The following is a 26,535-nucleotide window of genomic DNA, read 5'->3' as shown; positions in this document are numbered from 1 at the left end:
AATGCGGATACTGGGCCTTTTTCATTCACAGCCGGAAAGGCCGTTTTTGCATCAGCCGGCCTTGGGCCGAATCTGTTTTACATGTTTAAACGTTTACACGCAGCCGGTGGGCTTGGGCAGGCCGGCCATCTTGCAGGCTCCCTTGCCGGGTCCGGACGGGAAAAGCTCGTAGATGTGCTTCAGCTTGTAGCCGGTGACTTTGGAAAGCACGCGCACCATGGGGGCGATGCCGTTTTTCCTGTAGTAATCCTGAAGGACGTTGATGACGTTCCAGTGCTCTTCGGAAAGTTCGTCAATGCCTTCCTGCTTCTTCACGTACTGCACCCACTCCTTGGACCAGTTTTCGAAGGAATCGATGAAACCGTCTTCGTCAATCGAAAACTTGGTGCCTTCAAATTCAACATCAGCCATGATACAACCTCCTTATGAGCGATTATTTTACACGAATCGGCGTTCCGCCTTTCGTCCCGATTTTCGACGCACAGTTTAATATAGTAGCCGTTCAACCTTGTCAACCCCAAAACGCTAAAAGCCATTGAAACGCAACCCGATGAAAAAGCGCTGGATTCGGCCCGCGACAAAATTGCCTTGCGTACCTTGGCCGCCTCTGGTAGCCTTCCTGACCTGTGAGTCGGCCTTCATGGCCGCCTTTCAAGGCCTCGTTAATTCCGATCATGCCGCCCGTCACCCCCTGCCGGAGAACATCGCATGGCTATTCCTGAAAAACCGGTCAGCAGGATGCGTCAATTCTTGAACATGCTCCTTTTGAACACCCTCGATCATCATCCCCATTTCCTGCCGGAGCGCATCGGCATTTTCGCCAGGCTCTTTTTCCGGCTGGTTTTTTCCGGGATTCCCTTCGACCCCGAAGACGCGGCCCGGCTGGCCGACCTGGGAAAAAGGGGGCATGTGGTTTACGCCACAAAATACAAGAGCCCCTTCGAGTTCCTGTTTCTGCATTCGCGGCTGAAGACCTTAAAGGCCCCGGTCCCCCAGTTGAGCTTTGATCTGCCCCTGTGGCTGTGGCAGCCCGTGACCAGGGTGTTCCGCATAATCCTGGCCTTTTTCGACCATCTGGCAAGGTTCCGCAGCCGTCCCGACCCTTATGCATCGGGTTATTTCGACAGGGAGCTTAAAAGCGGCAAGGCTGGGCTGGTGTCCCTCGTGGACGCCGAAGGCTTCTACCGCCGCTTCGTGAACGCCGGAAACGACGCCCTGGCCCACCTTCTGGAGTTCCAGGCCACCACGGACAGGCCGGTTTTCCTGGTGCCGCAGATCATCCTCTACGGCAAAAAACCCATGCGCTATAACGCCTCGGTAACCGAGACGGTTTTCGGAACCGAGGAAAAGCCGCGCTGGTTCAGGCGCTGGGCCAGCATCTTCTCAATTCCCGAAAAGGCCCTCACCGACACAGGGGAGCCCATCAACCTCATCGAATTCCTGGCCCGGCCCGAAAACCGGGGCAGGGAGACGGAGTACCTGTCCTACGTCCTGCGCACCGAGGCCATAGAGCGCATCAACTCCATGCGCACGAGCCGTTTGGGGCCGATTCTGAAAACCCGGCAGGAACTGAAGGAAGGCATCCTGCAGAACGAGGATTTTCGGAAATTTTTAAGGAGCCAGGCCGAGCAGGACGGAAAATCCGAAAAGGCCGTTCACAGGCAGGCCGACCGCTACCTCGAAGAAATAGCGGCCAAGTACAGCACCCGTTTCATCGCCTTTCTGGGACGGATCGTAAAATGGATTTCCAGCAACATGTTCGACGGGGTCGATTACGACGTCGAAAACTTGAAGCTCATCAAGAACGCGGCGCGCAAGGGGCCGGTGATCCTGGTACCCTGCCACAAGAGCCACATCGACTACCTCATCATTTCATACCTTTTGTATCTGAATTCCCTGCCCTGCCCGCTTATCGCCGCCGGGAAGAACCTCTCCTTCTGGCCCATGGGCACCATTTTCAGGAACTGCGGGGCTTTTTTCCTTCGGCGCACCTTCAAGGGAGCCCCCCTCTACGCCAGGGTTTTCGCCGAATACGTCCAGGCGGTTCTCGCCGAGGGCTTCAACATAGAATTTTTCATAGAAGGGGGCCGCAGCCGCACGGGAAAGGCGGTTCTGCCCAAGCTGGGGCTTTTGTCCATAATATTGTCGGCCTACAAGGCCGGGGCCGTGAAGGACCTCTACTTCTGCCCCATAGCCATAGGCTACGACCGGGTGATCGAGGAGGGCAGCTATCTCCACGAGATCGAGGGCGGCGAGAAAAAGAGCGAGGACCTCTCACAGCTCGTCAAGGCCCGGAAATTCCTCAACAAGCGCTACGGGCGGATTTTCGTGCGCTGCCACGAGCCCTTAAGGCTTGCCGACATCCTTGACCGCTTTCCCGTGGAGCTTTCCGAAATGACCCCGGAGGAACAGGAGGCCTTTCTGCGCAACCTGGGGCATCGCATCATTTTGTCCATCAACGCCATTTCCGTGGTCTCCCCCCATGCCGTGGCGGCCACGGTGATACTGAACTCCTTCCGGAAAAACTTCACCGAGGGGGAGTTTATGGAAGGCGCGGAATTTTTCCTCAGCCATCTGCGCATGAACAGGGCCGAGCTTTCGGACACCCTCCTGGAGCCGGTTTCCGCGATGAAAAAGGTGCTGGACACCTACGTGGCGGACAAGTTCCTGGCGCGGGAGGGAAAGGGCCTGGGCGACGAGGAGGAAAGCAGCGAAAGCCTCCGTTACGCCATAACCGAGGCCGGGCGGGGTGGGCTTGAATATTACAAAAACAACTGCATAAGCTTTCTGGTCCCCTCGTCCTTCACCGCCCTTGCCATACTTTCGCTGGAATCCTTCCAGTTCCAGTCCGGGGACCTTCACAACCATTACCGGTTCTTCCAGGACCTTTTCAAAAACGAGTTCCACTACGACCCGGACCTTTCAGCCGAGCATTACGTCAGAAAGGCCGTGAAGACCTTTATAGAGGATTCAATACTGGTCCCGCATCCGACCCTTCCCGACACCTACAACCTCACCGGTTCCGGCTACAAGAAGCTCGTGGTTCTGGCAAGGCTCGTGAAGACCTATCTCGAATCCTACCTCGTGGTGGTGAGGGTCTTTTCCGAGCACGACCACAGGAGCCTGGACAAAAAGGAGCGCGACAAGAAGTTCCGCTCAACGGGCCGGGCCCTTCTGAAAAGCGGCGACATCACCAACCCGGAGGCCCTGTCAAAGATCAACTACGCCAACGCCGCCAGTTATTTCACAAGCCGGGGCGTGGCCGACCCGGAAGAGGGGAAGGATCAAAGCGAATACAGGGAAATCATAGAAGGTTATCTTAAGCTTTTCTAGAAGCCTGTCCAAAAACGCGAATTGCTGTGTCACGCATCACAGCGCGGGTCGTCATGTACGACAAGTACTATTCCTCCCCGCGCTGTTCGCGTTCCTTGCACTTCATCGTTTTTGATCAGGCTTCGGCTCCAGATACGTCTTTCAGCAGAATTAGCAGGAAGTTAAGCGGGGAGGATATCGTAGGTTGGGCTGAGGAACGAAGCCCAACGAACTGATTTATTACCATATTTTTTGAACCAGTTAGCAAGTTGGGCGGTTCCGGGCCGAAAGGCTGTGGTTCACCCGACAATTGATTTCGTGGCCATGAACAATTTTCAGCAAGGCGGTTTTTCCTGGGAGCGCGGGCGTCCCGCCCGCTTTTGCCGTCCAATGCGGGCGGGACGCCCGCGCTCCCAGGGTGAAAGCCCTCTATCCATTTCACTGATAAGCTGAAAATTGTTAAGAGCCACAATTGATTTTGTATTTCCCTTCCATCCTTTTTATACGGACCGACACATTCAAAATCGCTTTCAGCAGGATTATCAGGGGTTTAGGGGGAGAGCCCGGATCATGAGCTTTCGCGTGAAAACATTGCTTTGCGCGGTGATGACCGCAGGGCTTGCCGCCGGATTTTTTCATCATGTGCGGCCTTCAATGGGTGCGGACTTCGGCAGGCTGCACATCTTTTTGTTCAACCTCGTTGCGGGCGGAAGCAGCCTTCTTTATTTCGCCCGTGGAAAAAAATCGCCCGGGCCTACGGTTGCGGCCTATTTCCTGGTCGCCCTGGCTTTTTCGTTTTTCGCCTTCAAGGGCTGGCACGATTTGTCGGTTATTGCCTGCCTGGGGCTTTTCGCTCTGGTGGAATCGGTGCGCATAAGGCGCTTTACGTTCTTCCCGTTTGAATTTTTCAGGCCGGAGGGCGACACCGCGTTAAAATTCCTGCACGCGGCCCTCCTTTGCCTCTCCATCGGGCTTCTTTTATGCTCCCTGGCCATTTTGGACCATTCCCGGCTTCACCTTTTCAATTCCCCCAAGTTCGGCCTGGAAACCTTTTTCCTGGGCTTTTCCTTTCCGGTTTCCCTGGTCAGCTTTTACGCCATTTTCAGGCTTGTCCCCAAGGCCAGCGGACGGAGCGATACCATCGCCCATAACGCGGCCTTCTGGCTTCTGAATCTGGGCGTCATCATATTTTTCCTCTTCATTCTGGCGGGTTCGGTGTGGGGGCAGGCTTTCGCCTCCTTTACCCTTTATTTCGCGGTGCTTCTGGTTTTTAAAATCCTCTGGCAAAGGGGCGAAAAGGGCCAGCCCCGGATCATCCTTTTATCCGGCCTTTGCTTTCTTCTTGGCGCGGCGCTTACGGGAATCGCCTACATAATAATCGAAATGGCCATCGGAACGGGGCTTTCGGACAGGTTCCTCATGCGGTTCCACGCTTTTCTGGCCCTTTACGGCTGGAATCTTTCCGGCATCATCGCCCTTGCGCGAAAGGACGATTTTCCTATAAATATAAGGTCACCCCGCATTGTGGCCCATCACTGGCTGGTGGTGGCGGTCCTGGCCCCCTTAGGCTATGGAAATTCCCTTGCCGCAATGCTTGCGGTGGCCTTTTTCGCTCTTTTTCTGGGCATCGTTCTTTTTGCCGCCAACAGCGGAGATCAAAGGAGCCTCAAGTGAACACACCTGAGACAAAAGGAGCCGTGAACACCGGCATCCCACGCCTCGACAGGATTCTGGGGGGCATGTTCATAGGCGACAACGTGGTCTGGTACGACGAGAGCGGCAACCTTGCCCAGGTTTTCTGGCACCACTTCGTGCAGGCGTCCCTTGCCGACAAAAAGCCCGTGATCTTCGCAAGTTTCGACCGCTCCCCGAAAAACCTGTTCGAGCGCCTTGGGCCCCTTGGCAAAAACCCGCTTCTCACGGTTCTGGACTGCTTCACCCACGGCAAGGGAAACGGAATCGGAACCTTTCAGAAATTTCTGGAAGAGGCCCCGCCCGAAATAAGAAACCGGGTGGAGAGGGTGGAAAACCCAAGGAACCCCGCCGAGTTTTCCGAGAGGCTCTACGCGCTACAGGGCAGGCTTTCGGGACAGGTGCACCTGGTTTTCGAAAGCCTCACCGGAATGCAGGAGCTCTGGGGCGGCGAGGACGAGGTGGGCCGCTTCTACTCCCATTCCTGCCCCCGGCTCTACGACCTGAATACCGTGGCCTACTGGGTGGCTGAAAAGGGCGCGCATTCCCGAAGGCTAAGAAGCCAGATCAACCAGATAGCCCAGGTGGCCCTTGAGCTTTCCATCAAAAGGGGCACCTCCACGGTTTCGGTGATAAAGGCCGAGGGCCGGGAGCCCCTGGCCGTCCAGGAGCCCCAGCGCTACCAGACGCGCGGGGCCGAGGTCTTCTTCGCCGGGGAAAAGGACGTTTTCGACCACGACCAGCTTGGGGGCCGCATAAAGAAGCTCAGGGTGCGCCGGGGCTTCTCCCAGGCCGAGCTTGCCAAGAGGGTGGGCGTCACCGCAAGCACCATAAGCCAGGTGGAGTCCAACACCATCTACCCGTCCATTCCGGGGCTTCTGAAGATGGCCGAGGTCCTTTCGGTGGACGTGGGCCATTTTTTCTCGCCTGGCCGGGACAAGAGGCTCCCGGTGGTTTTTCCTGCCAGCGCGGCCCAGGGCGTGCGCCTTGCCAACATGAAGGACGAAACCGGGGCGCGGCTTCTGACTCCCGTTGATTTTCCCGAAAAAACAGAGGCTTACCGCATCGAGATTCATCCGGGCCAGGAGATTTCCGGGCATTTTCTGAGCCACAAGGGCTCCGAGATGGGATTCATGGTGGCGGGAAGCATTCGCATGGTCTTTCCGGATTCCATCCACACAGCGGACGCCGGTGACCTGATTTACCTGTCGGACCAGATACCGGTCCAGTGGGAGAACCCCGGCCCCGGAACCGCCAAGCTCTTCTGGATCAAACTTCCGGTTAGCGCCGGAAGGTGAGCTTCGGAAATCACTGACGTTTTTGTCAAGTTTTGGTTGTGTTTGAACTTTGTTTGAGTTAAGGGGATTCACTTGTTGCGGAAGTACCTGTTTTTGGCGCGGTTGTTTTCCGGCCGATTTTGTTTCAAAAAACCCGATCGGAGGCGGACATGAGAAAATCTTTTATCATCGGCATGTTGGCGGCGGCTGTTCTGTGCGTGTTTGCGGGCGCGGTTCTTGCCGCACCGGTTACGCTCACCTACTCGGTGTTCTTTCCACCCACCCATCCCCAGGCCCAGGCTGCGGTGGAATGGGCCAAGGAGATCGAAAAGGGCACCAATGGCGAGATCAAGATCGAGGTGGTTGCGGGCGGAACCCTCACCAAGGCCCCGGAAGTTTACAAGGGCGTGGTGGACGGCATCTCCGACCTGGGCATGAGCTGCTTCGCTTACACCGCCGGGCAGTTTCCGGTCATGAGCGCCCTCGACCTTCCCATGGGCTACCCGAACGGTATGGTTGCAAGCAAGGTTGCGGACGCCTTCGCAAGACAGGCCAGCCCCTCCGAGCTTAGCGGCGTGAAGGTTCTTTACATCCACGCACACGGCCCCGGCCTTCTTCACACCCAAAAGCCCGTTGCTCGCCTTGAAGACCTTGCCAAGATGAAGATCCGCGCCACCGGCTTTTCCGCCAAGGTGGCGGCGGCCTTGGGAGCGGTTCCCGTGGCCATGAGCCAGGGCGAGGCCTACGAGGCCCTTAAAAGCGGCGTTGTGGAAGGCACCTTCACCCCCATCGAGACCCTGAAGGGCTGGAAACAGGCCGAAGTGATCAAGTCCACCACCAACTGCAAGGGCGTGGGCTACACCACCGCAATGTTCGTGGTGATGAACAAGGCCAAGTGGGACGCGCTTTCCCCGGCTGCCCAGAAGGTTTTCACCGATGTTTCGGCCAAGTGGGTGGCGGTTCACGGCGCGGCATGGGACAAGGCCGATGAAGACGGCAAGAAGTTCACCCTGGAAAAGGGCAACAAGGTGATAGAGCTTTCCCCGGCTGAAAACGCCCGGTGGAAGAAGGCCGTGGAGCCGGTCATCTCCGCCTACCAGACCGATACCCCCAGCGGCAAGCTCTACGTCAACCAGATCAGAAGCCTGATAAAGAAATTCTCCGCGCCCGCCAAGCCCGCAAAGGCCCCGGCAAAGGCAAAAGCAAAGAAGAAGTAGGCAATGAAGAAAATTGACCAGGGGGTCCGCGACCTTGCGACCCACCTACTGTATCTGGCCGGGGGATCCGTTTTCGCAATGGTTCTTGTCACCTGCGCGGACGTGATCCTCCGGCTTTTCAGGCGTCCCCTGCCCGGTTCATACGAGATAATGGCCCAGCTGGGGGCCCTGGCCGTGTGCTTTGCGCTCGCCCACACCACGTCCACCAAGGGGCACGTTTCGGTGAGCCTCTTCGTGGACCGCCTTTCCCCCCGTTCCCAAAATCTCATAGACGCGGTGACCGACCTGGCTGGTTTCGCCCTGTTCGCCCTGGCCACCTGGAAGCTGCTATTAAAGGGCGTCGCCCAGCAGGTTGACGGTCAGGTGTCCATGACCCTGGGCTTTCCCATGTATTTCACTCTTTATGTCATGGCCTTTTCAACGGCCGTGCTTTGCGCCGTCCTTCTCGCCAACTTTGTCACCCACGCAGGAAAGGCGGCGGCGAAAAAATCATGAGCACAACAACCGTAGGCGTCATCGGCATCATTTTAATGGTGGTTCTTCTGTTTTCCCGTATGCCCGTGGCCTTTGTCATGGCCTTTCTGGGGGTGGCGGGTTTCGCGTATTTAAGGGATTTCCCCTCGGCCTCGGCCCTTCTGGCCACCGACCTTTACACGGAATTTTCCCATTACGGTTTAACCGTCATTCCCCTTTTCGTCCTCATGGGCCAGATCGCCTACTACGCGGGCATAAGCCGAAGGCTTTACGACTCGGCCTACGTCCTGGTGGGGCATCTGCGGGGCGGGCTTGCAATCGCCACGGTGGGGGCCTGCGCGGCCTTTTCGGCGGTGTGCGGCTCCACAAACGCAACTGCGGCCACCATGGCTGTGGTGACGCTGCCGGAAATGAAGCGCTACGGCTATGACGACGCGCTGGCCACAGGCACCGTGGCGGCGGCGGGAAGCCTTGGAATCCTCATTCCGCCCTCGGTGATCTTCATCGTTTACGGAATCCTCACGGAGCAGTCCATAGGCAAGCTCTTCGCCTCCGGGGTCATTCCGGGCATACTGCTTGCGCTCATGTTCGTGGCCACCGTCGTAATTCGCGTGTGGCTCAATCCCGCGCTTGCGCCAGCCGGGGAAAAGACCAGCATCCGGGAAAAGGCCATGTCGTTTTTGGGCGTGGGGGAGACCCTCGCCCTTTTCATCATGGTGATCGGCGGCATGTTTCTGGGGATATTCACCCCCACCGAGGCGGCGGCGGTGGGCGCGGCCTTAACGCTTCTCATCGCCGTGCTCAGAAGGCAGATAAGCTGGGCGGATTTCGTGAAGAGCCTTCTGGATACCACCCGCATCTCCTGCATGGTGATGACCATAGTGGCCTGCGCCACGGTGTTCGGGCACTTCATGAACGTCACCTTTCTGCCGAACCGGCTGGCGGAATGGGTCGTCCACCTTGCGATTCCGCCCTGGGCCGTGATGAGCCTCATCATCATGATCTATCTGGCCGGAGGCTGCTTCATGGACTCTCTGGCCATGATAATGCTCACCGTGCCGATTTTTTACCCGGTCATACTGCAACTGGGCTTTGACCCCATCTGGTTCGGGGTCATAATCGTCCTGGTTACCGAAATGGGGGTCATAACCCCGCCGGTGGGGGTGAACGTTTACGTTGTGGCGGGAATAGCGAAGGACGTTCCGCTGGAAAAAATATTCAGGGGCGTTCTGCCCATGGTTGTGCCGCTTCTTATCCTGTGCGCCCTCTTGATCGCCTTTCCCCGGATAGCGCTTTATCTTCCGAGCCTCATGAAATGACGGCCTCGAGAATTCCGTAAATCATTTCCTCTGCCCGGTCCAACTCCAGGGCAGAGGAAATGCGCGATCCCAGGGCCCGAAGCACCGGGTCCAGGCAGGACCGGTCAGCCCCCATCTCCCCGTAGGGAATGGGGGTGTCGGGATAGAGTCCGTCCCTGAAAAAATAGTGGCAGATTCTTGGGGAATCTTTCGGGCGGAAGGGCCAGGACTCCTTTAAACGCAGGAATTCCAGCACCGCTTCGACCCTTTTGGGGGACTCGGCAATGAAATCAGCGGTGAGGGGTTTTCCGAGCCGGGCGCTGGCTGCGCTGAAAAAATTTTCCAGCATCTCCTTTTCCGTAATGACTAAGCCGTAGAGATACCAGTCGGGGCGGACGGCCTGAACGATTTTTTTGTATTCGTCGTAAAGATCGCGATGGGTGGGGCAGAAATAGGTCTGGCAGGCAAAGGCCCCGTACCAGGAAAGCCCCCGATGGTCCACCCCGTGGTTTCCGCTCCCAAGGGGATGGAGAAGGCAGCCCACGCGGGAACGGCCCTCTCCAACCAACCCCAGAAAGGGGCAGTGGTGGAATTCCGGGCAGGGCCGGAGCCTGTCGTTCACGCGGTTTTTTTCCATCAGTCCGAACTCGTCTATATCCTTTTCCGTGCGCGGAACCGTGGCGAATTTTTCGGTGCGCTCCGAAAGAAGCCCGAAAAGGCCCTCGCGGGAAAGGTTGGGCACGTTGTAGAGGCCGCAGCAGGCCCCGCAGGACAATTCTTCACTTACCTGGCACAGATAGGTTTTTTGAACGTTTTCCATGCCGCCCGGCTTAACAGATTTCGGAGCGTGAAACAATGGGACATCTCGCCGAAGTGATGCTTTCGGATGAACACAAAAATGGCGTCATTGACGACTACACCCGCTTCATTCACGAAACCGTGGCTGAGAGGGGCTTTGCGGTGAGGACGGCCTACGCCGCTTTCAGAAAGATGAAGCACGGCCACGTGGAGGAATCGGTGGAACTGCTTCTTCCGGGCTTCATGGAGGTCCTGGACCGCTATTACGAGGATTTTCTTGCGGACGGCGGCGATGACCCCGAAGCCTTTTCCGGCTGGATAAGGCCCCGCGCAGGGGAAGTGGCTGCAGACCTTCTCGACATAACCGACACCGTGATGGCGGATTCGGGAAAGCCTGGGATTCAGAAGCTCTACGGCATGATAAGGGGCATGGCCCACAGGCACGTGACCGAGGCCGTACCGGGGATGGCGGAGGTGGCGGGCAGGCGGCTTGCCGAAACAGTTTAATGCTTAATGGCTCCGGGCGGGCGGGGCCACCTTTTTGGCCACTATGGTGAAGGTGGAGCCCTGGCCGGGCCTGCTTTCCACGTCCAGGCGGCAGTCGTAGGCGGTGAGAATCCTGTAGACTATTGAAAGGCCCAGTCCCGACCCTTCGGGCTTGGTGCTGAAAAAAGGCTCGAAAAGGCATTGAAGGGTCTTTTCGTCCATGCCGACTCCGTTGTCCGCCACCCTTAACAGAACCAGCCCTTCCGGTGCGTTTAATGTGGTGATCCTTATAACCGGAGGGTCTCCGCCCGCGTCAGCCGCGTTTGCAAGAAGGTTCCACAGAACCTGCTTCAAGTGCGACTGATTCATGGATATCCAGGTGTCCGGCCTTATGTCGGTTTCTATCACCACCCCCCGGCGCGCCTCGTCCTTTCTGAAAAGCTCCATCACCTCCGCCGCCACCTCGTCCACACAGGCGGGTTCCGGGGAGGCGGAAACGGGCCGGGCAAAGGCCAGAAATTCCGACACCAAGTGATTGAGGCGGTCCGCCTCCCTTAAAACTATGGAAAAAAGCCGCTCCTGGTAGTCGCAGGGTGCCATGTCGTCCCTAAGGAGGCGCACCGAGCCCACCAGCGCCGCCAGCGGGTTTTTGATTTCATGGGCCAGCCGGGCCGACATCTCCCCGATGGCGGCCATCTTCTGAACCCGGCGCATGTGCTCCCGAACCGCCCACAACTCCCTACGCGTGCGCCGCTCCCTCTCCGAAAGAAGACCCGAAAGCATGGCCACCAGGAAACAGGCCATGGTTGTCATGGAAATCTTGTAGGCAAGGTGCCCGGCGTCAGCCTGGCCGGAAAACTGAGACGCGCCGTCAAAGGAGACGATCATGTCGGTGAATTCCATGAAAAGCACAGCGCCGTACTGGAGCGAGGCCAGGGCCGCCATGAAGAGAATCTCCAGGCGTCCTATGAAGATGGACGAATATATGATCACCACGAGGTAGAGAAAGGCGAACACGCTCTCGTAGCCGCCGGTGAGATAGATGATGAGGCTCACCAGGAAGGTGTCCGCCATTATCTGCAGAAAGGCGAAGGAGCCGGAATCGATGCGCTTTAGAAGAAAGGTGTAGATTACGGTGAGGAGAAAGGTGCCGCCGATGGTGGCGTAGAGAAGCCGAAGGGAGCTGTCCAGCCCGTAGGGCAGGTCCCTGAACTGAACCAGGATGGTTGCGCCCAGGAGCAGGGTGGTGAAACCCACCCTTAGCAGCATGAGCCACAGCAACCGACGGCCCGCCTCGATCTCGGAGCCCGGCGGATGGCTGCGGCGCTTTCTGGGGATGCTGTTTGTCATCAGAGCCGTTGTTTTTCAGCTTTTCCAGCGGCTTTCATCGATCCCCCCGAAAAACGCCATATGAGCCCCAGACAGTGCCCCGGCTTTAATCCGCTCGCCGTCCAGGCCGGGCACGGGTTAGGCTTATCACAAGATATCCTCAATCAGCCGCCCAGGATAGGGCGGTCACAAGCGATGAAATGCAAGGAATGCGAACGGAAAAGGAGGGAGCGTACGCTTTTGTACGTGACCGACTTTTCCGTGAAGCCTGACACAGCAGTTCGCGCTTGTGGGCGTCCTATCCCCCGACTGCGCCCGCCATCTTGAAGATCGGAAGATACATGGAGACAACGAGCCCGCCGATGACCGTACCCAGAAAGACCATCATTATGGGCTCGATCATGGCTGTCAGGTTGTCGACTGCCTGATCCACTTCCTTGTCGTAGAAATCCGCGATTTTTTCCAGCATGGAGTCCAGTGCGCCCGTCTGCTCGCCGACGGAGATCATCTGGACCACCATTGAGGGGAACACGCCGGTTTCGCTCAGGGGCTCGCTCATGGTGCGGCCCTCGGAGATGCCGGAGCGGACCTTGTAAACGGCGGCCTCGATGACCATGTTGCCTGCGGTCTTGGCCACTATTTCAAGGGACTCCAGAATGGAGACGCCGGAGGAAAGCATGGTGCCCATGGTGCGGGTGAACTTGGCCACGGCGGTCTTACGCAGAAGGGAGCCGAAGACCGGGGATTTGAGGAGCAGCTCGTCGGTGATGCGCTGGCCCTTCTTGGTGCCCCGGAATCTTCTGAACGCGTAGCCCGTCACGAAGAGCCCGCCTATCATGAAAGGCACGTTTGTCTTGACGAAATTGGACATGGCCACGACGATCTGGGTTGGCACAGGAAGGGCGCTGCCGAAATCGGCGAACATCTTCTCGAAAACCGGGATGACGAACACCAGGATGACGCCGACCACCAGGGCGGCGACGCAAAGAACGATGATGGGGTAGGTCATTGCGCCCTTGACGCGGGCCTTCAATTCCGCCGCCTTTTCCATGTAGGCGGCAAGGCGCTGGAGAATGGTGTCCAGAATACCGCCGATTTCGCCTGCGGCCACCATGTTCACGAAAAGGTCGTCAAAGAGCTTGGGATACTTCCTTAAGGTGTCGGCCAGGGTGGAGCCGCTTTCCACGGAGTTTTTAATATCCACCAGGATCCTTTTAAAGGTCTTGTTTTCCTGCTGGTTCTGAAGAATGTCCAGGCACTGTATCAGGGGAAGGCCGGCGTCGATCATTGTGGAAAACTGGCGCGCGAAGATGATGACGTCGGTCTGGCTGACCTTCGGCTGAAACATCGCGATGTTTTCAAAAATGTCCTTGGGCTTTTTCTTGATCTTGGACGGGGTAATGCTCATCCTGCGCAGGTGGACCCGTACTGCGGCCTCGTCCGGCGCGTCGATCTGCCCCTTCTGGTTCTCGTTCTTCCGGTTCTTGCCTTCCCAGAGCCATATCGCCATTGGGGGCCTCCTTGGTTGATGGGCGAAGGTTCGATACGCCCGTTGGCTTCAAAACTGGCCTCGGCCTGCGAGGACAATCCTCAAATCTGTACGGCTGCGCCTCAGGACACGCCGTAAAAAACGCCGCGCTCCCCTTTTTTGGCCACCAGGAGCCCCTTTTTCACCAAGCCTTCCAGAAGCAGGCCGGAGTCTTGGACAGAGGCTGAGATGACCCGGCTTACGTCGTCTTCTGTGAGGGGACGCCTTTTTGCGGCCTCCAGTATCAGGGCCGTGGGATCGGCGGCCTTCGGAGGGTTGTCCGCCCTGCCCCTGGCCCTGCCTATCATCTTCGCGTTCAATATTCCGGCTGCGCGGGCAAGGCCTTCCTCCGAAGGGCGGCCCACCCAGTCTTCCGCGCCCGGCCTGTCCAGGCAGTTCACCTGGATTTCATCTGGCGCGATCCGAAAAAGCGCGTCCCTGATGAGTAGAAGCTCTTCGTCGGAATCGTTGATTCCCGGAACCAGAAAGACCTCGGCCCACAGAATGCCTGCATATTCCCGCCGGAAAGTCTCGATTCCCGAAAATATCCGGGCAAGGTCCAGGCCGGGATGGGGCCTGTTGATCAAAGAAAAGGCCTCCGGGCTTGCCGCATCCACCGATACGGCCACCAGGTCGGCCTTTTTGCAGGCGGCCCTCACCGACGGGTCATCCATCAGGGTGCCGTTGGTGAGAACGGCTATACGGCGATCGGGCGCGATTTTTTTGATGTGGTCGGCCACGTCCCCAAGGCCCGTGTGCAGGGTGGGCTCCCCGGACCCGGCAAAGGTGACCCAGTCGGGAAGGGGGGACTCGTAAAGCCGGCTCGAAAGCTCGGCGCAGACGTCCGCCACCGGAACCAGCTCGCCGCGCCTTATGGCAAGGTGCGTGGTTCCGCCGCACTCGCAGTAAACACAGTTTAGGCTGCACGTTTTGGGCGGCAGAAGGTCCACTCCCAGTGACAACCCAAGCCTCCGGGACGGGACCGGACCGAACAGATAACGGTAGGACACGGAAAAATCCCCTGCTGAGCCCTGTGTTTATGGACTTTTCACCCTTACAGGCCGCCAAGGCGCATTTCAATCCGAAGCGTCATCATAACAGGTGTTTCCATAAAAAACAAGAGAACAACAAGGGCAAACAGGGGTTGGGCCTGTGAAACCGGCTACTTCCATCAGGTGGGATAAGCGATCAGAACCAACTCCGAAAGCTCAAGGGCGGGGTCGGGGACGACATCCATGCCGAGAAGCCCGAATTCGAGGCAAAGCCTTCTCACGTTGTCGTTGTTCATGCCCCGGAACCGCGACACGCTTTTGGGATTGACCCCGAAGGACGGCTTTTGGCCCCTTGAATTTTGGGCCGCAAGGAGGGCGGCGGCTTTTTTGCGGAAGCTCTCGCTTTGCACCAAGTGCCCGAAGGCCGGGTGGACAGGGCCCGCCAGGATCGACTCGCAAGCCTGGCCCTGGGGGGTGAAAAGGCCCATGCGGGCCACCTTTATCCCGGCCCCTTCCATCACCTCGTAAACAATAAGGGTGCGCGCCACGGCCTGTTCAAGGCTCAGGGTCCTGTACCCGCCTGTCCTCCAGATTTTTTCCAGGGGGCTTTCGGAAACCACCAGGGTGGGATGTATCCGCACGAAATCCGGGGCCATTTCGGCCACCGCCCTGGCCGTGGCGGCCAGGGAATCCGCCGTTTCGCCCGGAAGCCCCACCATGAGGTGGACGCCCACGCCAATGCCCCGCGCCTTGATCTTTTGCACCGCGATTCGCGCGCAATCAGCCGAGTGGCCCCGGTTGCAGGCCGAAAGCACGGCGTCGTCCATGCTCTGTACGCCCACCTCAATCACGGCCACGGGGTATTTTTCGCAAAGGTCGAGGCTCTGGCCGGAAATGGTGTCCGGCCTGGTGGAAAGCCTTATGCAGTCGGCCCTGCCCTCAGAAACGTATCGGGCGGCCTCGGCCAGAAGCTCTTCGGCCCTTTCGGGCGCGAGGCCCAGAAAATTGCCGCCGTAAAAGGCTATCTCGATTTTGCCCCGGTCCGGGCCGCAGAAGGGCAGAAAGCCCTCCACCGCCTCCCGGACCCCCGAAGGGGTGAGCGGCGGGGCCTGGGTAATTCCGGTTGCGCCTTTCTGGTCGCAGAAAATGCAGCGGTGGGGGCAGCCCTCCTGGGGCAGGAAGACCGGAGCGATGAAGGGGCGGGCCTTTTTTGATGCTGAATGCATTGGGTTTGTCCGGTTGCTGAAAAATCGGCCAGCCTGTGCGGCAGAGGCAGGATGCCATAATGACTGTCTCACAGCCTGCCGGGCCGCCCCTCTTGTGCTTCACACCCCGGCAGGTTGCCGGGGCCACCCACGTTCCCTATCCCTTCACCAAAGACTTGGTTTGCATTTCATCCCTCTCCCCCTACCGGCGCGGACAGGGCGGGTTGAGAGCGATGAAATGCTAAGGTTGGCGAGCTGAAAAGGAGGGAGCGCACCCGCCCAAGAAATCGCAGAGTTCTTGGGCTAAATCAGGATTTTTGTACGTGACCAAGCCACGAGGCGACGTGCTGGCGCACGCAGTTCGCGCTTGTGCCCGCCCTGTCAGGATTCGCCCAGTTTTTCCATCAGGGAAAGGACGCTTTTTGCGGCGTTCTGCTCGGCGGCCTTCTTGCTCCGCCCGGTTCCCAGGGCGGAAATGCCGTTGGGCAGGTTGACCCTCATGACAAAAGTGCGGTTGTGGCTTGGCCCTGAGGACGCCACGTCCTCGTACCTGGGCGAGCCGGAAAAAAGCCGCTGGCTCACTTCCTGGAGCCTGGTCTTGTGGTCGGCCTGGCAGGAGTGGCCGTTTTCCGGGACCAGGGGTGAAAAGAACTCGTTGACGAAGGCCTGGCATGCATCGGCCCCGCCGTCCTGGAACATGGCCCCTGTGACGGCCTCGAAGCAGTCGGCCAGAATGCCGTTCTTGTCGTAGCCCCTGGCCCCGGCCTCACCTCTCGAAAGCACTATGTGCGGGCCTAGCTCCAGGGAGCGGGCAAGGTCTGCAAGGGCCTTTTCCGAGACCAGGGCGGCCCTCATGCGGGTTAGCTGGCCCTCGTCGGCCTCCGGCAGGCGCTCCATGAGAAGCATGGCCACGCACAGGCCAAGCACCGCGTCGCCCAGAAACTCCAGGCGCTGGTTGTCGCGGGTGCCGCAGGGTGCGCCGTCGCCAAGGTGGGATGAGTGGGTAAGGGCCTCTGCGAGAATTTCCGGCCTGTTGAAACGGTACCCGAGCCTTGCCTCAAGCTGGGAGTGGGGCGGTCTTACAAAGCCCCTGGGGCCACGCCGGGCAAAAAGCTCCTCGTAGGCGGAAAAGGGCACGAAAAACCCGCCGCGCCCGATGCCTAAGGCCACGTCCGGCTTGGCCAGGCCGTGAAAGTCGGTTCCGCCGGTTACGCTAAGGTCCAGCTCGCGGGCCAGAGAGATATAGCGTTCGGTGGAGTCGGGGCTGTGGGAGGGGTAAAGGGCCTCGATCCCGGAAAGGCCCAGGCCCTTAAGGTGAAGGAGGAAGCTCGCAAGGGTTGAGGGGTCCATTCCCAAAGACGAGGGATGGGCCAGCACGGCAAGTCCCCCGGCCCCAAGGACGGCCTCCAGGGCCTCGTCTGCGGGAAGGCGGAACTTGGACACGTAGGCGGGCGAACCCTTTGCAAGGTACTTTTTGAAAGCGTCGGAAAAGTCGAGGGCGGCTCCCGCGCTCACCAGGGCCTGGGCGAAGTGGGGACGGCCCACCTGCCCGTCCGGGGCGAAGCGGGCCACGTCGTCGTAGCTTAAGTTTACGCCAAGGTCGTTCAGGCGTGCGAGAATTTTCGGGTTGCGCTCCCGGCGGGCGTTTCGCAGCCGGGCCAGGGTCTCGCCCAGCCGGGGGGAATCGGGGTCTATGAAATAGCCCAGAAGGTGAAAAACCCCTGAATCGGGAAAAGGATGCGGAACCTCCACCGATATCTCAAGACCGGGAACGAATATTAGCGAGTCGGGGACGCCCGCCGCCAACACCGCGCTAACGCCCGAAACGGTGTCGTGGTCCGTGAGGGCCACCGCGCGCAGGCCCGCTTCAGCCGCCATCCCCATGATTTCGGCAGGCGAAAACGATCCGTCGGAAGCCGTTGAGTGGACGTGGAGATCGATCCCGCCAACCGCTTCTTCAAACGCCAAGGGCCTTCTCCATGGCCTCCTGCCGGGTCTTGCATTCGATGCACTGGGTGGTGACCGGGCGGGCCCTAAGGCGCGCCAGGCTTATATCCTCGCCGCACTCCTCGCAGAGTCCGAAGGTCCCGTTGTCAATGCGTTCCAGGGCCTTTTTCACCTTCTTGATGAGCTTACTTTCCCGGTCCCTTATGCGCAGCATGAAATTGCGGTCGGTCTCAGCCGAGGCGCGGTCGGTGGGGTCGGGGAAGCTCTCCTTCTGGGTCGACATGCCGGAAACGGTGTCGCCGGCCTGGCTCAGGAGATCCTGAAGCTGGGCGTTCAAAAGGTTCCTGAATTCTTCGAGGTCTCTTTTTTTCATGGTCACCTCGTGGCTGGAGGGTTTTTGAGCAGGATGGGGTTTCGATCTCGTAAGCCTGGAAACCGTAAGGGGCGGCATTGCGCCCGCCGACCGCAAAGAATGCGCCTCCATCCGGTCGGCTTGATATAAGTAGTAAAAATTAATCTCTCGAAGGGCGATTGTAAAGATAAAAATTCGGGAGGATGAACAATTTCGGCTGTGGGACGGGAGGCCCGGCCCAACGCCGCCTTGACGCGAAACGCGCCTTGGATTATGTCTGTTCAATAAACTCCAAGGCAGGAGAAAGCGCCATGAGCGGATACGTCGAGACAGTTCACGAGGTTTCCAGGTGGCTTTCGGGAAGGATAAGCGCCCTGCCCGAAATCGGCCTCATCACGGGCACCGGCCTCGGAAACGCGGCTGAGGGCGGAAAAACCGCATCCTTCTCCTATTCCGAAATTCCGCATTTTCCTGTCTCCACGGTGGCGGGCCACCAGGGCAGGCTTGTTTTCGGCCAGATTGCCGGGCGCTCCGTCATGGCCCTCCAGGGGCGCTTTCACCTCTACGAGGGCTACTCGGCCCGCGAGGTCGCCTTTCCCATAAGGGTCATGCAGGCAATGGGGGTGAAAACCCTTTTCATCGCCACCGCTGCTGGGGGAATCGATCCCGGCCTTGAAACCGGGGACCTCATGCTGATAAGCGATCACATAAACCTTACCGGGGAAAACCCCCTGGCCGGAAAGAACGAGGATGACTGGGGCCCAAGGTTTCCCGAAATGAACGCGGCCTACGACCCGGCCCTCCTGAAAACGGCCCTTACCCTGGGGGCGGGCCTTGGACTTAGCGTAAAAAAGGGCGTTTACGCGGGCCTGAAAGGGCCTTCCCTGGAAACCCCGGCTGAAATAAGATGGCTTTCAACCATCGGGGCCGACGCAGTGGGCTTTTCCACGGTGAACGAGGTCATAGCCGCCGTCCACGCGGGCATGGATGTCCTTGGGGTGGCGGTGATAACCAACACCACCTCGCCCGGAAAGACCAGTTCCGCCAGCCTGAAGGACATACTCGCCGTGGCTGGCCAGGCCGCCCCCAGGGTTACCTCCCTTTTTCAGAGGGTTCTGGAAACCCGTGCGGTTTGCGCGGAATAATTGCAGCGGAAGTCCCCTGACTGTTCTGCCTATTTTTTGCATAAGGTCTGGAAACTGGAAGCATGAAGCTCGTCAACACTCTTTTTTACAGGGCCGCAAGGCTTTACTGGCAGGTGACCGGCCCGCTCACCGTGGGGGTGCGGGTCTGTGCGGTGAAAAACGACGCGGTTTTGCTGGTCAAGCCAACCTACCAGAAATACTGGTGTTTTCCCGGCGGCGGGGTTAAAAGGCTGGAGACCCTCGTGGATGCGGCCCGGCGCGAGACCCGCGAGGAGGCAGGCGCGATCCTGGGCGATCCCCTGGTCCTCATGGGCGTGTACACGGCCTTCGGAGAGGGAAAGAGCGATCACGTGGCCCTGTTTTTAAGCCGGGACTTCACCATGAACGGAAGGCGTTTTCCAAGCCTTGAGATCGAGCGATGCGCTTTTTTCCCCCTGGACCGGGCCATAAGCGACAAGGCCGTCTCCCCGGCCACCCGCAGAAGGCTTCGGGAGTATCTGGCCTGGGATGGAACGGTTAAGGTGGGCGGATGGTAAGGCTGGATAAAAACGCGAACTGCGGAAAAATGAGGGAGGCTCGAATGAATCCACCAAAAAACGCCCAGGCGATTCTTGACAAATACCGGGAAGGACTTTTCGCAATCTTCGGCGAAAAACTGAAAAACGTTATCCTGTTCGGGTCGCGGGCGCGCGGGGACTCGCATTCAGGATCGGACATCGACGTGTTATGCGTGATGGACGGACCCTTCGAGTATGGTGAGATGATCCGAAAAACCGGCGAACTTACTGCATCACTCAGCCTAGACTTCGACGCGGTCCTTTCCCGCGCCTTTGTTTCGGAGGATGAATACTTATACTGCAACCTTCCTTTCTTCCAGAACGTACGCCGGGAGGGAATAAGGCTGTGATTCCGGAAATTGAAATGCTCCTTAACAAAGCCGAAGAAAGCCTGGATGCCGCAGAGCTTCTTTCAAAGAGCGGCTATCAAAGTTTTTCAGCTTCCAGGGCTTATTATGCCATGTTTTATGTGGCAGAGGCTTTTCTTGTGTCTCTTGGCCAGTCTTATTCAAGTCACGGTGGCGTAATTGGTGCTTTTGGCAGGGAGTTTTCGAAAACCCGAAAAGTGGACCCAAAGTTTCATCGCTATCTTATAAACGCCCAGGATATGCGCAATACCGGAGATTATGGCCTGACCGAGTCAATTACAGGCCATGAAACAGCAGAAATGATTTCATGGGCCAGGGAATTTCTCTCCTGCGCACAAGAGTATTTTAAAAAATGACTTACGACCTCATCATAAAGGCCGGGCATCTGGTCACCATGAACGCTTCGGGCGAAGTCCTTTCGGACGCCCTGGTCTGCGTGAAGGACGGCCTGATCGAAAAGGTGCTGACGCCCGAATCGGCGGAGCCAGCGCCACCGTCAGGGGAGATCATCGACGCATCGTCCTCCATCGTGGCCCCCGGCCTCGTGAACGCCCACGGCCACGCGCCCATGACCCTTTTCCGGGGCCTTGCCGACGATCTTCTACTCTCTGACTGGCTTTTCAACCACATTTTCCCCGCCGAGGCCCGGCACATGAACCCGGAAAACGCCAGGGCCGGGACCCTTCTTGCGGCGGCGGAGATGCTCCTTTCGGGAACAACGGCCTGCTGCGACGGGTATTTTTTCGAGGACGAGGTGGCCCGCGCCTTCGCGGACTCCGGGATGAGGGCGGTTGCCGGTTTCGGGATGCTGGACCCGGTGGACGGCACGGACCCCATGAAAAACGTGGAGGAAGCGGCGGCCTTCGCCTTAAAGCTTAAAGGCGAAAATCCCCGGATTTCGCCCTCCATCTTCTGCCACAGCCCCTACACCTGCTCGGAAAAGACCCTGGTTGCGGCCAAGAGGGAGACTAAGAGGCAGGGAATCCTCTTTCAGACCCACGCCGCCGAGACCCGCGCCGAGCGCGAGGAGTCAATCTCCCGGCACGGGAAAAGCCCCATTGCTTACCTTGCGGGCCTGGGCCTGCTGGACCCGGACACCCTCCTGGTCCACTGCGTTTGGTGCGACGACGAGGATATAAAAATCATCGCCGATACCGGGGCTAAGGTGGCGGTATGCACCTCCAGCCAGATGAAGCTGGCGAGCGGCGTCGCGCCTGTGGCGAAATTCCTGGCTGCGGGCGTCACCGTGGGCCTTGGGACGGACGGGGCGGCTTCGTCCAACAGCCTCGACATGTTCCTTGAAATGAACCTGACCGCCAAGCTCCACAAGGTTACAAGCCTCGACCCCACGGCGCTTCCCGCAAGGCAGGCTCTTCTAATGGCCACTTTGGGCGCGGCCCGCGCCATGGGCCTGGGGGAAGTGACCGGCTCCATCGAGCCGGGAAAGCGGGCGGACATCATCGTCCTGGACCCGGAGGCTCCGGCGCTCAACCCGGTGTATGACCCGGTTTCGGCCCTGGTTTACGCGGCCTCCGGCCCCTGTGTGCGCCACGTCCTGGTTGACGGAAAAATCGTGGTGAAAGACGGAAAAATCACAACCTTCGATCTTCATGAGGCCCTTAAGCGGGTGCGCGAAATCGCCCGCTCCATAAAGGGCGCCTGAACCGCCTTTAACGGCCCGTTGAAAAAGGCTGGATATGAAGCCTGGATACCAGTTAGAAAATTGGCGATGAAGTGCAAGGAGTGCGAAAAGCCTATGAGTAAGCGTACCTGCCCAAGAAATCGCAGAGTTCTTGGGCTAAATCAGGATGTTCGTACGTGACGGAATTGGCTTTGAAGCACGACACAGCAATTCGCGTTTTTAGACAGGCTGTTAACGGTGTTTCCCTTTTGCGGAGAAAATACATGCGCGTAGCGGTTGTAATTCCATCCAGGTACGGCTCCACCCGCTTTCCCGGAAAGCCCCTGGCGCTGATAGCCGGAAAATCCATGATACGGCACGTGTACGAGAGGGCCGCCGGAGCTTTGTCCGTAACCGAGGTGGTTGTGGCCACCGACGACCAGCGGGTCTACGACGAGGTGAAAAGTTTCGGCGGAAACGTCCGCATGACCTCGGCCTCGTGCCGCTCCGGCACCGACCGGGCCGCCGAAACCGCCCGGCTTCTGGGGCTCGATCCCACCGACATCGTGGTGAACGTTCAGGGCGACCAGCCGGTTTTCGAGCCCGCAAGCCTCGACGAGGTCACGGCCCCGCTTCTTGCCGACCCGTCCGTCGGCATGAGCACCCTGGCCTTTGAAATAGTGCGGGAAAGTGAGATCACCGACCCCAAGGACGTCAAGGTGGTGATGGATAGCTTCGGCTTCGCCCTTTATTTTTCGCGCTCGCCCATCCCCTTCGGGCGCGACCCCGGAACCCGGTTTCCCACTTATAAGCATCTGGGGATATACGCTTATACCAGGGAATTTTTGGAGCGTTTCGCGGCCCTGCCGGAAGGGCCCCTGGAAAACATAGAAAAGCTGGAGCAGCTAAGGGCCCTGGAACACGGCCTTAAAATCCGCGTGGTTGTGACGGCCTACGATTCGCCAGAGGTTGACCTGCCCTCGGACGTTCCGCGCATAAGGGCCATGATGGAAGAGTGAAAATCCGGCGCTTGCCGCCAATTGCTTGATAGCGGAGAAAAAGGGATACAAGGGCAATGAAAATACCATATTATATCAGTAAAACCAAAATACGCCTTGACATATTATCCATAAAAGGATAGATAAAAACTGCGCACCATAGGGTGTGTGATGTTTCGGAGGGACTTCCTGGAAGACCATACCTCCCAGGGAATTACCTCCACGGGGGCGCGCCCGCCGGCACACGGGCGCGCCCCCGATGTCTTTCCGCCCTTTAAAAAAAAGGCCCGCCCCGCAATCAAGCGCGGGGCGGGCCTTTTTGATGCGAACCGGCCAGTTGGCGCGACGTATGGAATCAACCGTCCTGCAGCTGGCGCATGGAGCGGCGGTACACGGGGTCCGAGCACTCGGTGCCGTCCTTGTCCACAAAGTCCATTTTCTCGAAATACTGGCATTTTGTGGCGTCCATGAGGTTCATGGTGAAGTAGCCGTTTTCCTGGTCCAGCACGTACTTGGGCGGGTCGGCCTCGATGTTCGATCCGAACTTCAAAACCGTGCACGCGCCCTTGCCCTCGCCGGTAAAGGCCGTTTCCCGGAAGTTCCTGCACAGCCCGCAGACCTTTTCCGCCCGTTTCTGTTCGCTCTTGGGCGCGGTCTGTTTCTGGTACATCATCATGGAAGCCTGTCTAAGCTCATCCCGTCTTGACATCTCTTCCTCCCTTCAAAAAGGGTAACAGCCTGGATAAAAACGCGAATCGCTGTGTCACGCTTCAAAGCCAATTCCGCCACGTACTTTCAGTACGCTTGCTCATTGGCTTCTCGCGTTCCTTGCGCTTCATCGTTTTTATCCAGGCTTTAGAGGGCCGGATATTTTTATCTTCCCGGCCCTCAAAACCATCACCGGCTTTTTCCGTTTCTTTCAATCCGCCCCGCATCCAGGCCGATCAAAAACGATGAGCTGCAAGGAAGGCGAGCCGGGTGCGGGCGCAAGCGTATCAAGGATACGTGCGCACCGCGCCCGGCGAAGTCTGACACCGCAGATCGCGTTTTTGGACGGCCGAATCCTAGATTCCTTGGATGGTGCGTTGAATGATATTGTCCTGCGTCTTCCGGCTTATGTCAACGAAATGAGCCGAATAGCCCGCAACACGCACGATGACCTCCTGGTACTTTTCCGGGTCCTTCTGGGCCGAGCGAAGGGTTTCGTCGCTGACCATGTTGAACTGGACGTGATCGAGGCCCAGGTCGGCCCAGGTGCGGATGTAGGCTTTCCAGAGCTGGTAGCCCTTTTCCCCCGCAAGCTGGGTGGGGGATAGCCTCTGGTTCAAGAGGAAGGCCCGTCCGTCGGCGATGTGGTCGATCTTGCCGCAGGATTTCAGGACCGCCGTGGGGCCTTTCTTGTCCAGGCCGGGGCCGGGGGAAATGCCGCCGTCGTAGAGGGCGTCGCCGAGCCTGCGGCCTGAGGGGAGCGCCCCCACCACGTTTGCGTAATGGATGTTGCCGGATACGTTTTCGGGCAGAAGCGGCCAGTTGTTGCCGCAGGGGCATTTGAGCTCGTGGGAGAACTTCGCCACTTCACGAAGGCAGCGCACCATGATGGAGTCCACGTAGTCATCGTCGTTGCCCCACTTGGGAGCATTCTTGACGAAATCCAGGCGCATGGCCTCATACCCCTCCCAGTTGGCGTTCAAGGCCTCCACAAGCTGTGCCATGGTGTATTTTTTGTTTTTTAACACGAGCTTTTTGACCGCTGCAAGGCTGTCGGCGTTCTCCACCCAGGTGAAGCCCGTTATCCATGCGTTTCCCCGCGAGATGGAGGGGTCGCAGACGTCCAGGCCGCTGTCTATGGAGCGCGACGAGATGGAGGAAAGATAGGGCCTTGGAACGAGCTTGTGCCCAATGAACCGGCCAAGGTTCACCGTGCGCACCAGAAGGGAGAAGATGGCCTTCATCTGGGCCACCCAGGATTCCATCACGTCCTCGAAATCAGCAAATTCCAGGGGGTCCTTGGTTTTCGCGCCCATCTGGATGTTGACCACCTTGTCGAAGCCGCGCGTGAACACGTATTCCACGATTTTCGCGCAGTTTGCGGTGGCCGATGCCATGCGCATGGGCTGGAAACCGTGCTTGGTTGTGGGGGCCGGGCTCATGCAGGCCTGATGGACCCAGGTCCGGGCCTCCTCAAGGGGGTGGCCGTGCCAGTGCATTGCGTTACTGATGAGAACAGGATCGTTGCGTATGGACGGATACCCAAGGCCGTGCCTTATGCACTCGAAGACCTCGCGCATCACCTCGTCTTTGACTTTCGGATGCCAGCGGAAGGCGAAGGTGGGGTTGGCCACGCGAACCAGGCGGGCGGCCTGCATGAAGGCTATGGTGAGATCGTTGCAGGCGTCGCTTCCGTCCTTGTTCACGCCGCCCATGGTCCACACCCAGGTTCCGTCGATTCCCTGAAGCCCTTCCTTTGTCCAACGGGGCTTGTACTGGCCCACTTCGGCGGCCCGGATGAGGAACTCGCCCACCAGATCGAGGGCCTCCTCTTTCGACAGGTTCTTCTCGACGTTCACGTCCTTGTCGTACAGAGGCCAGTGGTAGTAGTCGGGCCGGGCCGGCCATGCGCCTTCAATGGCCTCGGTGCGGGAGAAGAGCTGGATGAAAAGATCGTACTGGAAGCTCTCCTGGAGGTTCCGGGGCGCGTGGGCGGGAACATGCTCGCAGGTTTCGGCGATGCGGATAAGCTCTTCCTTGCGTTTCGGGTCGGCCTCGTAGTTTTCCGCAAGGGTCCGTGCAAGGCGGGCGTAGCGCCCGGCGTGGCGGATGGCGGCTTCCAGGATTATGCGCATTCCTTCCCAGTTGGCTATTTTTTCATAAAGCGGAAGGGTTTCGTTTGTGGGGGTGGTGGTGTGGAGGATTTCGTCGGTCTCGTCGAGCTTTTTGTTGACTTCCTCCAGGCACTCGGCGAAACCCCGCTGGCCGGTCATGAGGTACTCGTAATCCTTGCCCGAATAGCCGCCCCTGGTTGATGCGATGCCCCAGCCGATGGCCCCGCTCATCACCTTCATCATGTCTTCAAGGTCGTTGAACTGCAAAAGTACGCTCTGGTCGGTTTTCCCGGCCCAGTAATCGCAGATTTCCGCAACCACCTTGAGGTTTTGGTCCACCGGCTCCGGGATCGCCGTGGAATCGTTGTAGATTTCCTCGTTCAGCATCTCGCCGAAGGAGGGGTCCCAGAAAATGGTGTTGGGGTACGAGCCCACGTAGCCCACAAGCTGGGCGTGGTCCGTGATGAAGATGGTCTTGTTGTCCAGGTAATGGGCCAGGCGCTTGGCAACCCTTATGGGCGGGGGCTCCGGAAAGACCATGGACGCCTTGTGGGCCTCGATGTAGAGCTTGCCCATTTCCAGGTCCACCTTTATGCCCGGGTTGTAGAGCCCGCCCACCGCGCCTTTTTTCCAGATGGCCTTCCTTAGGTAATCCAACCGGCGGGAGCGCTTTTTTTCCGCCACCCACCACCATTCCTGCTTTTTTTCCAAGTCGGAAACACTGGCGTCCTTAACTGCGGCTTCGGCTGTCATGGCTTGCGCCCTCCTGATTTTTGTGCGGCGACGAAAAAGCGGAAAACAGATCACCTGAAGGCTTCCTGTTTCCCTGGGCCTTCAAGCGTCCGCGCGGAAAAGCGTTTGTCGTGCTGTCGTCAACCTATCGGATTACAAGCAAATTTTGGATAATGACATTTCATTCCGCGAATGGCCCCAGATTTTGGCCGGGTTTTGGGGCGCTGAAATTTTTCTCCGGGAGCGCGGGCGTCCCGCCCGCTTTTGCCGTTCAATGCGGGCGGGACGCCCGCGCTCCCAGGAAGGGAATAGCCCCGTTATTGCCGTCTTCCGTCCGACATGCGGCCAATACGCAAGGTCAGCATGTCAGACGGAAACACAGGGA

General features: G+C 58.5%; 24 protein-coding genes. 14 read left to right on the top strand and 10 right to left on the bottom strand.

The features are described from left to right. Positions 1-93 precede the first annotated feature (93 nt). Positions 94-411, bottom strand: coding sequence for a TusE/DsrC/DsvC family sulfur relay protein (locus HZB23_00615; GenBank protein MBI5843153.1), 318 nt, complete (start codon positions 409-411; stop codon positions 94-96). A gap of 297 nt (positions 412-708) precedes the next feature. Here HZB23_00615 and HZB23_00610 point away from each other — a divergent pair, with 297 nt between their 5' ends. From HZB23_00610 to HZB23_00585, 6 genes are all read left to right on the top strand, one after another. Beyond that, positions 709-3,333: a 1-acyl-sn-glycerol-3-phosphate acyltransferase gene (locus tag HZB23_00610; GenBank protein MBI5843152.1), complete on the top strand. Its 2,625-nt coding sequence runs from the start codon at positions 709-711 to the stop codon at positions 3,331-3,333. A 549-nt stretch (positions 3,334-3,882) separates the two neighbouring features. Continuing rightward, the gene (locus tag HZB23_00605) at positions 3,883-4,986 is read left to right on the top strand and encodes a hypothetical protein (protein ID MBI5843151.1); all 1,104 of its coding nucleotides are present in this window, start codon (positions 3,883-3,885) and stop codon (positions 4,984-4,986) included. Between the two features lie 65 nt (positions 4,987-5,051). After that, positions 5,052-6,302 carry a helix-turn-helix transcriptional regulator gene (locus HZB23_00600; protein MBI5843150.1) on the top strand — a complete coding sequence of 417 codons (1,251 nt, stop codon included), beginning with the start codon at positions 5,052-5,054 and terminating at the stop codon, positions 6,300-6,302. Between the two features lie 149 nt (positions 6,303-6,451). Next, positions 6,452-7,498, top strand: coding sequence for a TRAP transporter substrate-binding protein (locus HZB23_00595; protein MBI5843149.1), 1,047 nt, complete (start codon positions 6,452-6,454; stop codon positions 7,496-7,498). A gap of 3 nt (positions 7,499-7,501) precedes the next feature. Continuing rightward, a complete protein-coding gene (locus HZB23_00590) occupies positions 7,502-7,993 on the top strand; it encodes a TRAP transporter small permease (protein MBI5843148.1) in 492 nt (163 codons plus the stop codon). Beyond that, complete coding sequence (locus HZB23_00585) at positions 7,990-9,291, top strand: TRAP transporter large permease (protein ID MBI5843147.1); 1,302 nt, start codon at positions 7,990-7,992, stop codon at positions 9,289-9,291. The genes HZB23_00590 and HZB23_00585 overlap by 4 nt, the downstream gene beginning before the upstream one ends. Here the strand turns inward: HZB23_00585 and HZB23_00580 are convergent. Further along, the gene (locus HZB23_00580; GenBank protein ID MBI5843146.1) at positions 9,281-10,090 is read right to left on the bottom strand and encodes a hypothetical protein; all 810 of its coding nucleotides are present in this window, start codon (positions 10,088-10,090) and stop codon (positions 9,281-9,283) included. The genes HZB23_00585 and HZB23_00580 overlap by 11 nt on opposite strands. A 35-nt stretch (positions 10,091-10,125) precedes the next feature. Here HZB23_00580 and HZB23_00575 point away from each other — a divergent pair, with 35 nt between their 5' ends. After that, entirely contained in the window at positions 10,126-10,575 is a 450-nt protein-coding gene (locus HZB23_00575) for a hypothetical protein (protein ID MBI5843145.1), read from the top strand. 3 nt (positions 10,576-10,578) lie between these two features. On the opposite strand, the gene HZB23_00570 is transcribed toward HZB23_00575, so the two are convergent. From HZB23_00570 to HZB23_00555, 4 genes are all read right to left on the bottom strand, one after another. Further along, a complete protein-coding gene (locus tag HZB23_00570) occupies positions 10,579-11,904 on the bottom strand; it encodes a hypothetical protein (protein ID MBI5843144.1) in 1,326 nt (441 codons plus the stop codon). 277 nt (positions 11,905-12,181) lie between these two features. After that, positions 12,182-13,393 (bottom strand): type II secretion system F family protein, encoded by a 1,212-nt coding sequence (locus HZB23_00565; GenBank protein ID MBI5843143.1) that lies wholly within the window; start codon positions 13,391-13,393, stop codon positions 12,182-12,184. A 101-nt stretch (positions 13,394-13,494) separates the two neighbouring features. After that, the gene (locus HZB23_00560; protein ID MBI5843142.1) at positions 13,495-14,421 is read right to left on the bottom strand and encodes a radical SAM protein; all 927 of its coding nucleotides are present in this window, start codon (positions 14,419-14,421) and stop codon (positions 13,495-13,497) included. Between the two features lie 161 nt (positions 14,422-14,582). Continuing rightward, entirely contained in the window at positions 14,583-15,629 is a 1,047-nt protein-coding gene (locus HZB23_00555; GenBank protein MBI5843141.1) for a radical SAM protein, read from the bottom strand. Between the two features lie 59 nt (positions 15,630-15,688). On the opposite strand from HZB23_00555, the gene HZB23_00550 reads away from it, so the two are divergent. Next, positions 15,689-15,853, top strand: coding sequence for a hypothetical protein (locus tag HZB23_00550; GenBank protein ID MBI5843140.1), 165 nt, complete (start codon positions 15,689-15,691; stop codon positions 15,851-15,853). 136 nt (positions 15,854-15,989) lie between these two features. Here HZB23_00550 and rnc read toward each other — a convergent pair whose 3' ends face one another. Together rnc and dksA are read right to left on the bottom strand one after the other, a co-directional pair. Next, on the bottom strand, positions 15,990-17,576 hold the full coding sequence (rnc, locus tag HZB23_00545) for a ribonuclease III (protein MBI5843139.1): 1,587 nt from the start codon (positions 17,574-17,576) through the stop codon (positions 15,990-15,992). Then, a complete protein-coding gene (dksA, locus tag HZB23_00540) occupies positions 17,566-17,928 on the bottom strand; it encodes an RNA polymerase-binding protein DksA (protein ID MBI5843138.1) in 363 nt (120 codons plus the stop codon). The genes rnc and dksA overlap by 11 nt, the downstream gene beginning before the upstream one ends. 290 nt (positions 17,929-18,218) lie before the next feature. Between dksA and HZB23_00535 the strand changes: the two genes are divergently transcribed. The 6 genes from HZB23_00535 to kdsB all read left to right on the top strand — a co-directional run bounded on the left by HZB23_00535 (position 18,219) and on the right by kdsB (position 22,617). After that, complete coding sequence (locus HZB23_00535) at positions 18,219-19,052, top strand: purine-nucleoside phosphorylase (protein ID MBI5843137.1); 834 nt, start codon at positions 18,219-18,221, stop codon at positions 19,050-19,052. Positions 19,053-19,114: 62 nt separating this feature from the next. Then, on the top strand, positions 19,115-19,588 hold the full coding sequence (locus HZB23_00530) for an NUDIX domain-containing protein (GenBank protein MBI5843136.1): 474 nt from the start codon (positions 19,115-19,117) through the stop codon (positions 19,586-19,588). 44 nt (positions 19,589-19,632) lie between these two features. Then, on the top strand, positions 19,633-19,959 hold the full coding sequence (locus HZB23_00525; protein ID MBI5843135.1) for a nucleotidyltransferase domain-containing protein: 327 nt from the start codon (positions 19,633-19,635) through the stop codon (positions 19,957-19,959). Further along, complete coding sequence (locus HZB23_00520) at positions 19,956-20,333, top strand: HEPN domain-containing protein (GenBank protein ID MBI5843134.1); 378 nt, start codon at positions 19,956-19,958, stop codon at positions 20,331-20,333. The genes HZB23_00525 and HZB23_00520 overlap by 4 nt, the downstream gene beginning before the upstream one ends. Further along, positions 20,330-21,640 carry an amidohydrolase gene (locus tag HZB23_00515; GenBank protein ID MBI5843133.1) on the top strand — a complete coding sequence of 437 codons (1,311 nt, stop codon included), beginning with the start codon at positions 20,330-20,332 and terminating at the stop codon, positions 21,638-21,640. Before HZB23_00520 ends, HZB23_00515 begins: the two co-directional genes overlap by 4 nt. A 242-nt stretch (positions 21,641-21,882) precedes the next feature. Further along, on the top strand, positions 21,883-22,617 hold the full coding sequence (gene kdsB, locus HZB23_00510; GenBank protein MBI5843132.1) for a 3-deoxy-manno-octulosonate cytidylyltransferase: 735 nt from the start codon (positions 21,883-21,885) through the stop codon (positions 22,615-22,617). A gap of 334 nt (positions 22,618-22,951) precedes the next feature. On the opposite strand, the gene HZB23_00505 is transcribed toward kdsB, so the two are convergent. Then, positions 22,952-23,305, bottom strand: a complete 354-nt coding sequence (locus HZB23_00505) for a hypothetical protein (GenBank protein MBI5843131.1) — start codon at positions 23,303-23,305, stop codon at positions 22,952-22,954. Positions 23,306-23,660: 355 nt separating this feature from the next. After that, the gene (locus HZB23_00500; protein ID MBI5843130.1) at positions 23,661-26,171 is read right to left on the bottom strand and encodes a formate acetyltransferase; all 2,511 of its coding nucleotides are present in this window, start codon (positions 26,169-26,171) and stop codon (positions 23,661-23,663) included. Positions 26,172-26,535: the final 364 nt, after the last annotated feature.

This window comes from Deltaproteobacteria bacterium (genome assembly GCA_016235345.1).
Taxonomy (GTDB): Bacteria; Desulfobacterota; Desulfobacteria; order Desulfobacterales; family Desulfatibacillaceae; genus JACRLG01.
This window is presented reverse-complemented; position numbering and strand designations above follow the sequence as displayed.

Bases quoted from the DNA above. Each gene is read 5' to 3' on its own strand.
- HZB23_00525 (MBI5843135.1), top strand. From the start codon at position 19,633: ATGAATCCACCAAAAAACGCCCAGGCGATTCTTGACAAATACCGGGAA.
- HZB23_00535 (MBI5843137.1), top strand. From the start codon at position 18,219: ATGAGCGGATACGTCGAGACAGTTCACGAGGTTTCCAGGTGGCTTTCG.
- HZB23_00585 (MBI5843147.1), top strand. From the start codon at position 7,990: ATGAGCACAACAACCGTAGGCGTCATCGGCATCATTTTAATGGTGGTT.
- HZB23_00515 (MBI5843133.1), top strand. From the start codon at position 20,330: ATGACTTACGACCTCATCATAAAGGCCGGGCATCTGGTCACCATGAAC.
- HZB23_00500 (MBI5843130.1), bottom strand. From the start codon at position 26,171: ATGACAGCCGAAGCCGCAGTTAAGGACGCCAGTGTTTCCGACTTGGAA.
- HZB23_00575 (MBI5843145.1), top strand. From the start codon at position 10,126: ATGGGACATCTCGCCGAAGTGATGCTTTCGGATGAACACAAAAATGGC.
- HZB23_00610 (MBI5843152.1), top strand. From the start codon at position 709: ATGGCTATTCCTGAAAAACCGGTCAGCAGGATGCGTCAATTCTTGAAC.
- HZB23_00505 (MBI5843131.1), bottom strand. From the start codon at position 23,305: ATGTCAAGACGGGATGAGCTTAGACAGGCTTCCATGATGATGTACCAG.
- HZB23_00555 (MBI5843141.1), bottom strand. From the start codon at position 15,629: ATGCATTCAGCATCAAAAAAGGCCCGCCCCTTCATCGCTCCGGTCTTC.
- HZB23_00605 (MBI5843151.1), top strand. From the start codon at position 3,883: ATGAGCTTTCGCGTGAAAACATTGCTTTGCGCGGTGATGACCGCAGGG.
- kdsB (MBI5843132.1), top strand. From the start codon at position 21,883: ATGCGCGTAGCGGTTGTAATTCCATCCAGGTACGGCTCCACCCGCTTT.
- HZB23_00565 (MBI5843143.1), bottom strand. From the start codon at position 13,393: ATGGCGATATGGCTCTGGGAAGGCAAGAACCGGAAGAACGAGAACCAG.
- HZB23_00570 (MBI5843144.1), bottom strand. From the start codon at position 11,904: ATGACAAACAGCATCCCCAGAAAGCGCCGCAGCCATCCGCCGGGCTCC.
- dksA (MBI5843138.1), bottom strand. From the start codon at position 17,928: ATGAAAAAAAGAGACCTCGAAGAATTCAGGAACCTTTTGAACGCCCAG.
- HZB23_00550 (MBI5843140.1), top strand. From the start codon at position 15,689: ATGACTGTCTCACAGCCTGCCGGGCCGCCCCTCTTGTGCTTCACACCC.
- HZB23_00530 (MBI5843136.1), top strand. From the start codon at position 19,115: ATGAAGCTCGTCAACACTCTTTTTTACAGGGCCGCAAGGCTTTACTGG.
- HZB23_00595 (MBI5843149.1), top strand. From the start codon at position 6,452: ATGAGAAAATCTTTTATCATCGGCATGTTGGCGGCGGCTGTTCTGTGC.
- HZB23_00600 (MBI5843150.1), top strand. From the start codon at position 5,052: ATGTTCATAGGCGACAACGTGGTCTGGTACGACGAGAGCGGCAACCTT.
- HZB23_00590 (MBI5843148.1), top strand. From the start codon at position 7,502: ATGAAGAAAATTGACCAGGGGGTCCGCGACCTTGCGACCCACCTACTG.
- HZB23_00615 (MBI5843153.1), bottom strand. From the start codon at position 411: ATGGCTGATGTTGAATTTGAAGGCACCAAGTTTTCGATTGACGAAGAC.
- HZB23_00580 (MBI5843146.1), bottom strand. From the start codon at position 10,090: ATGGAAAACGTTCAAAAAACCTATCTGTGCCAGGTAAGTGAAGAATTG.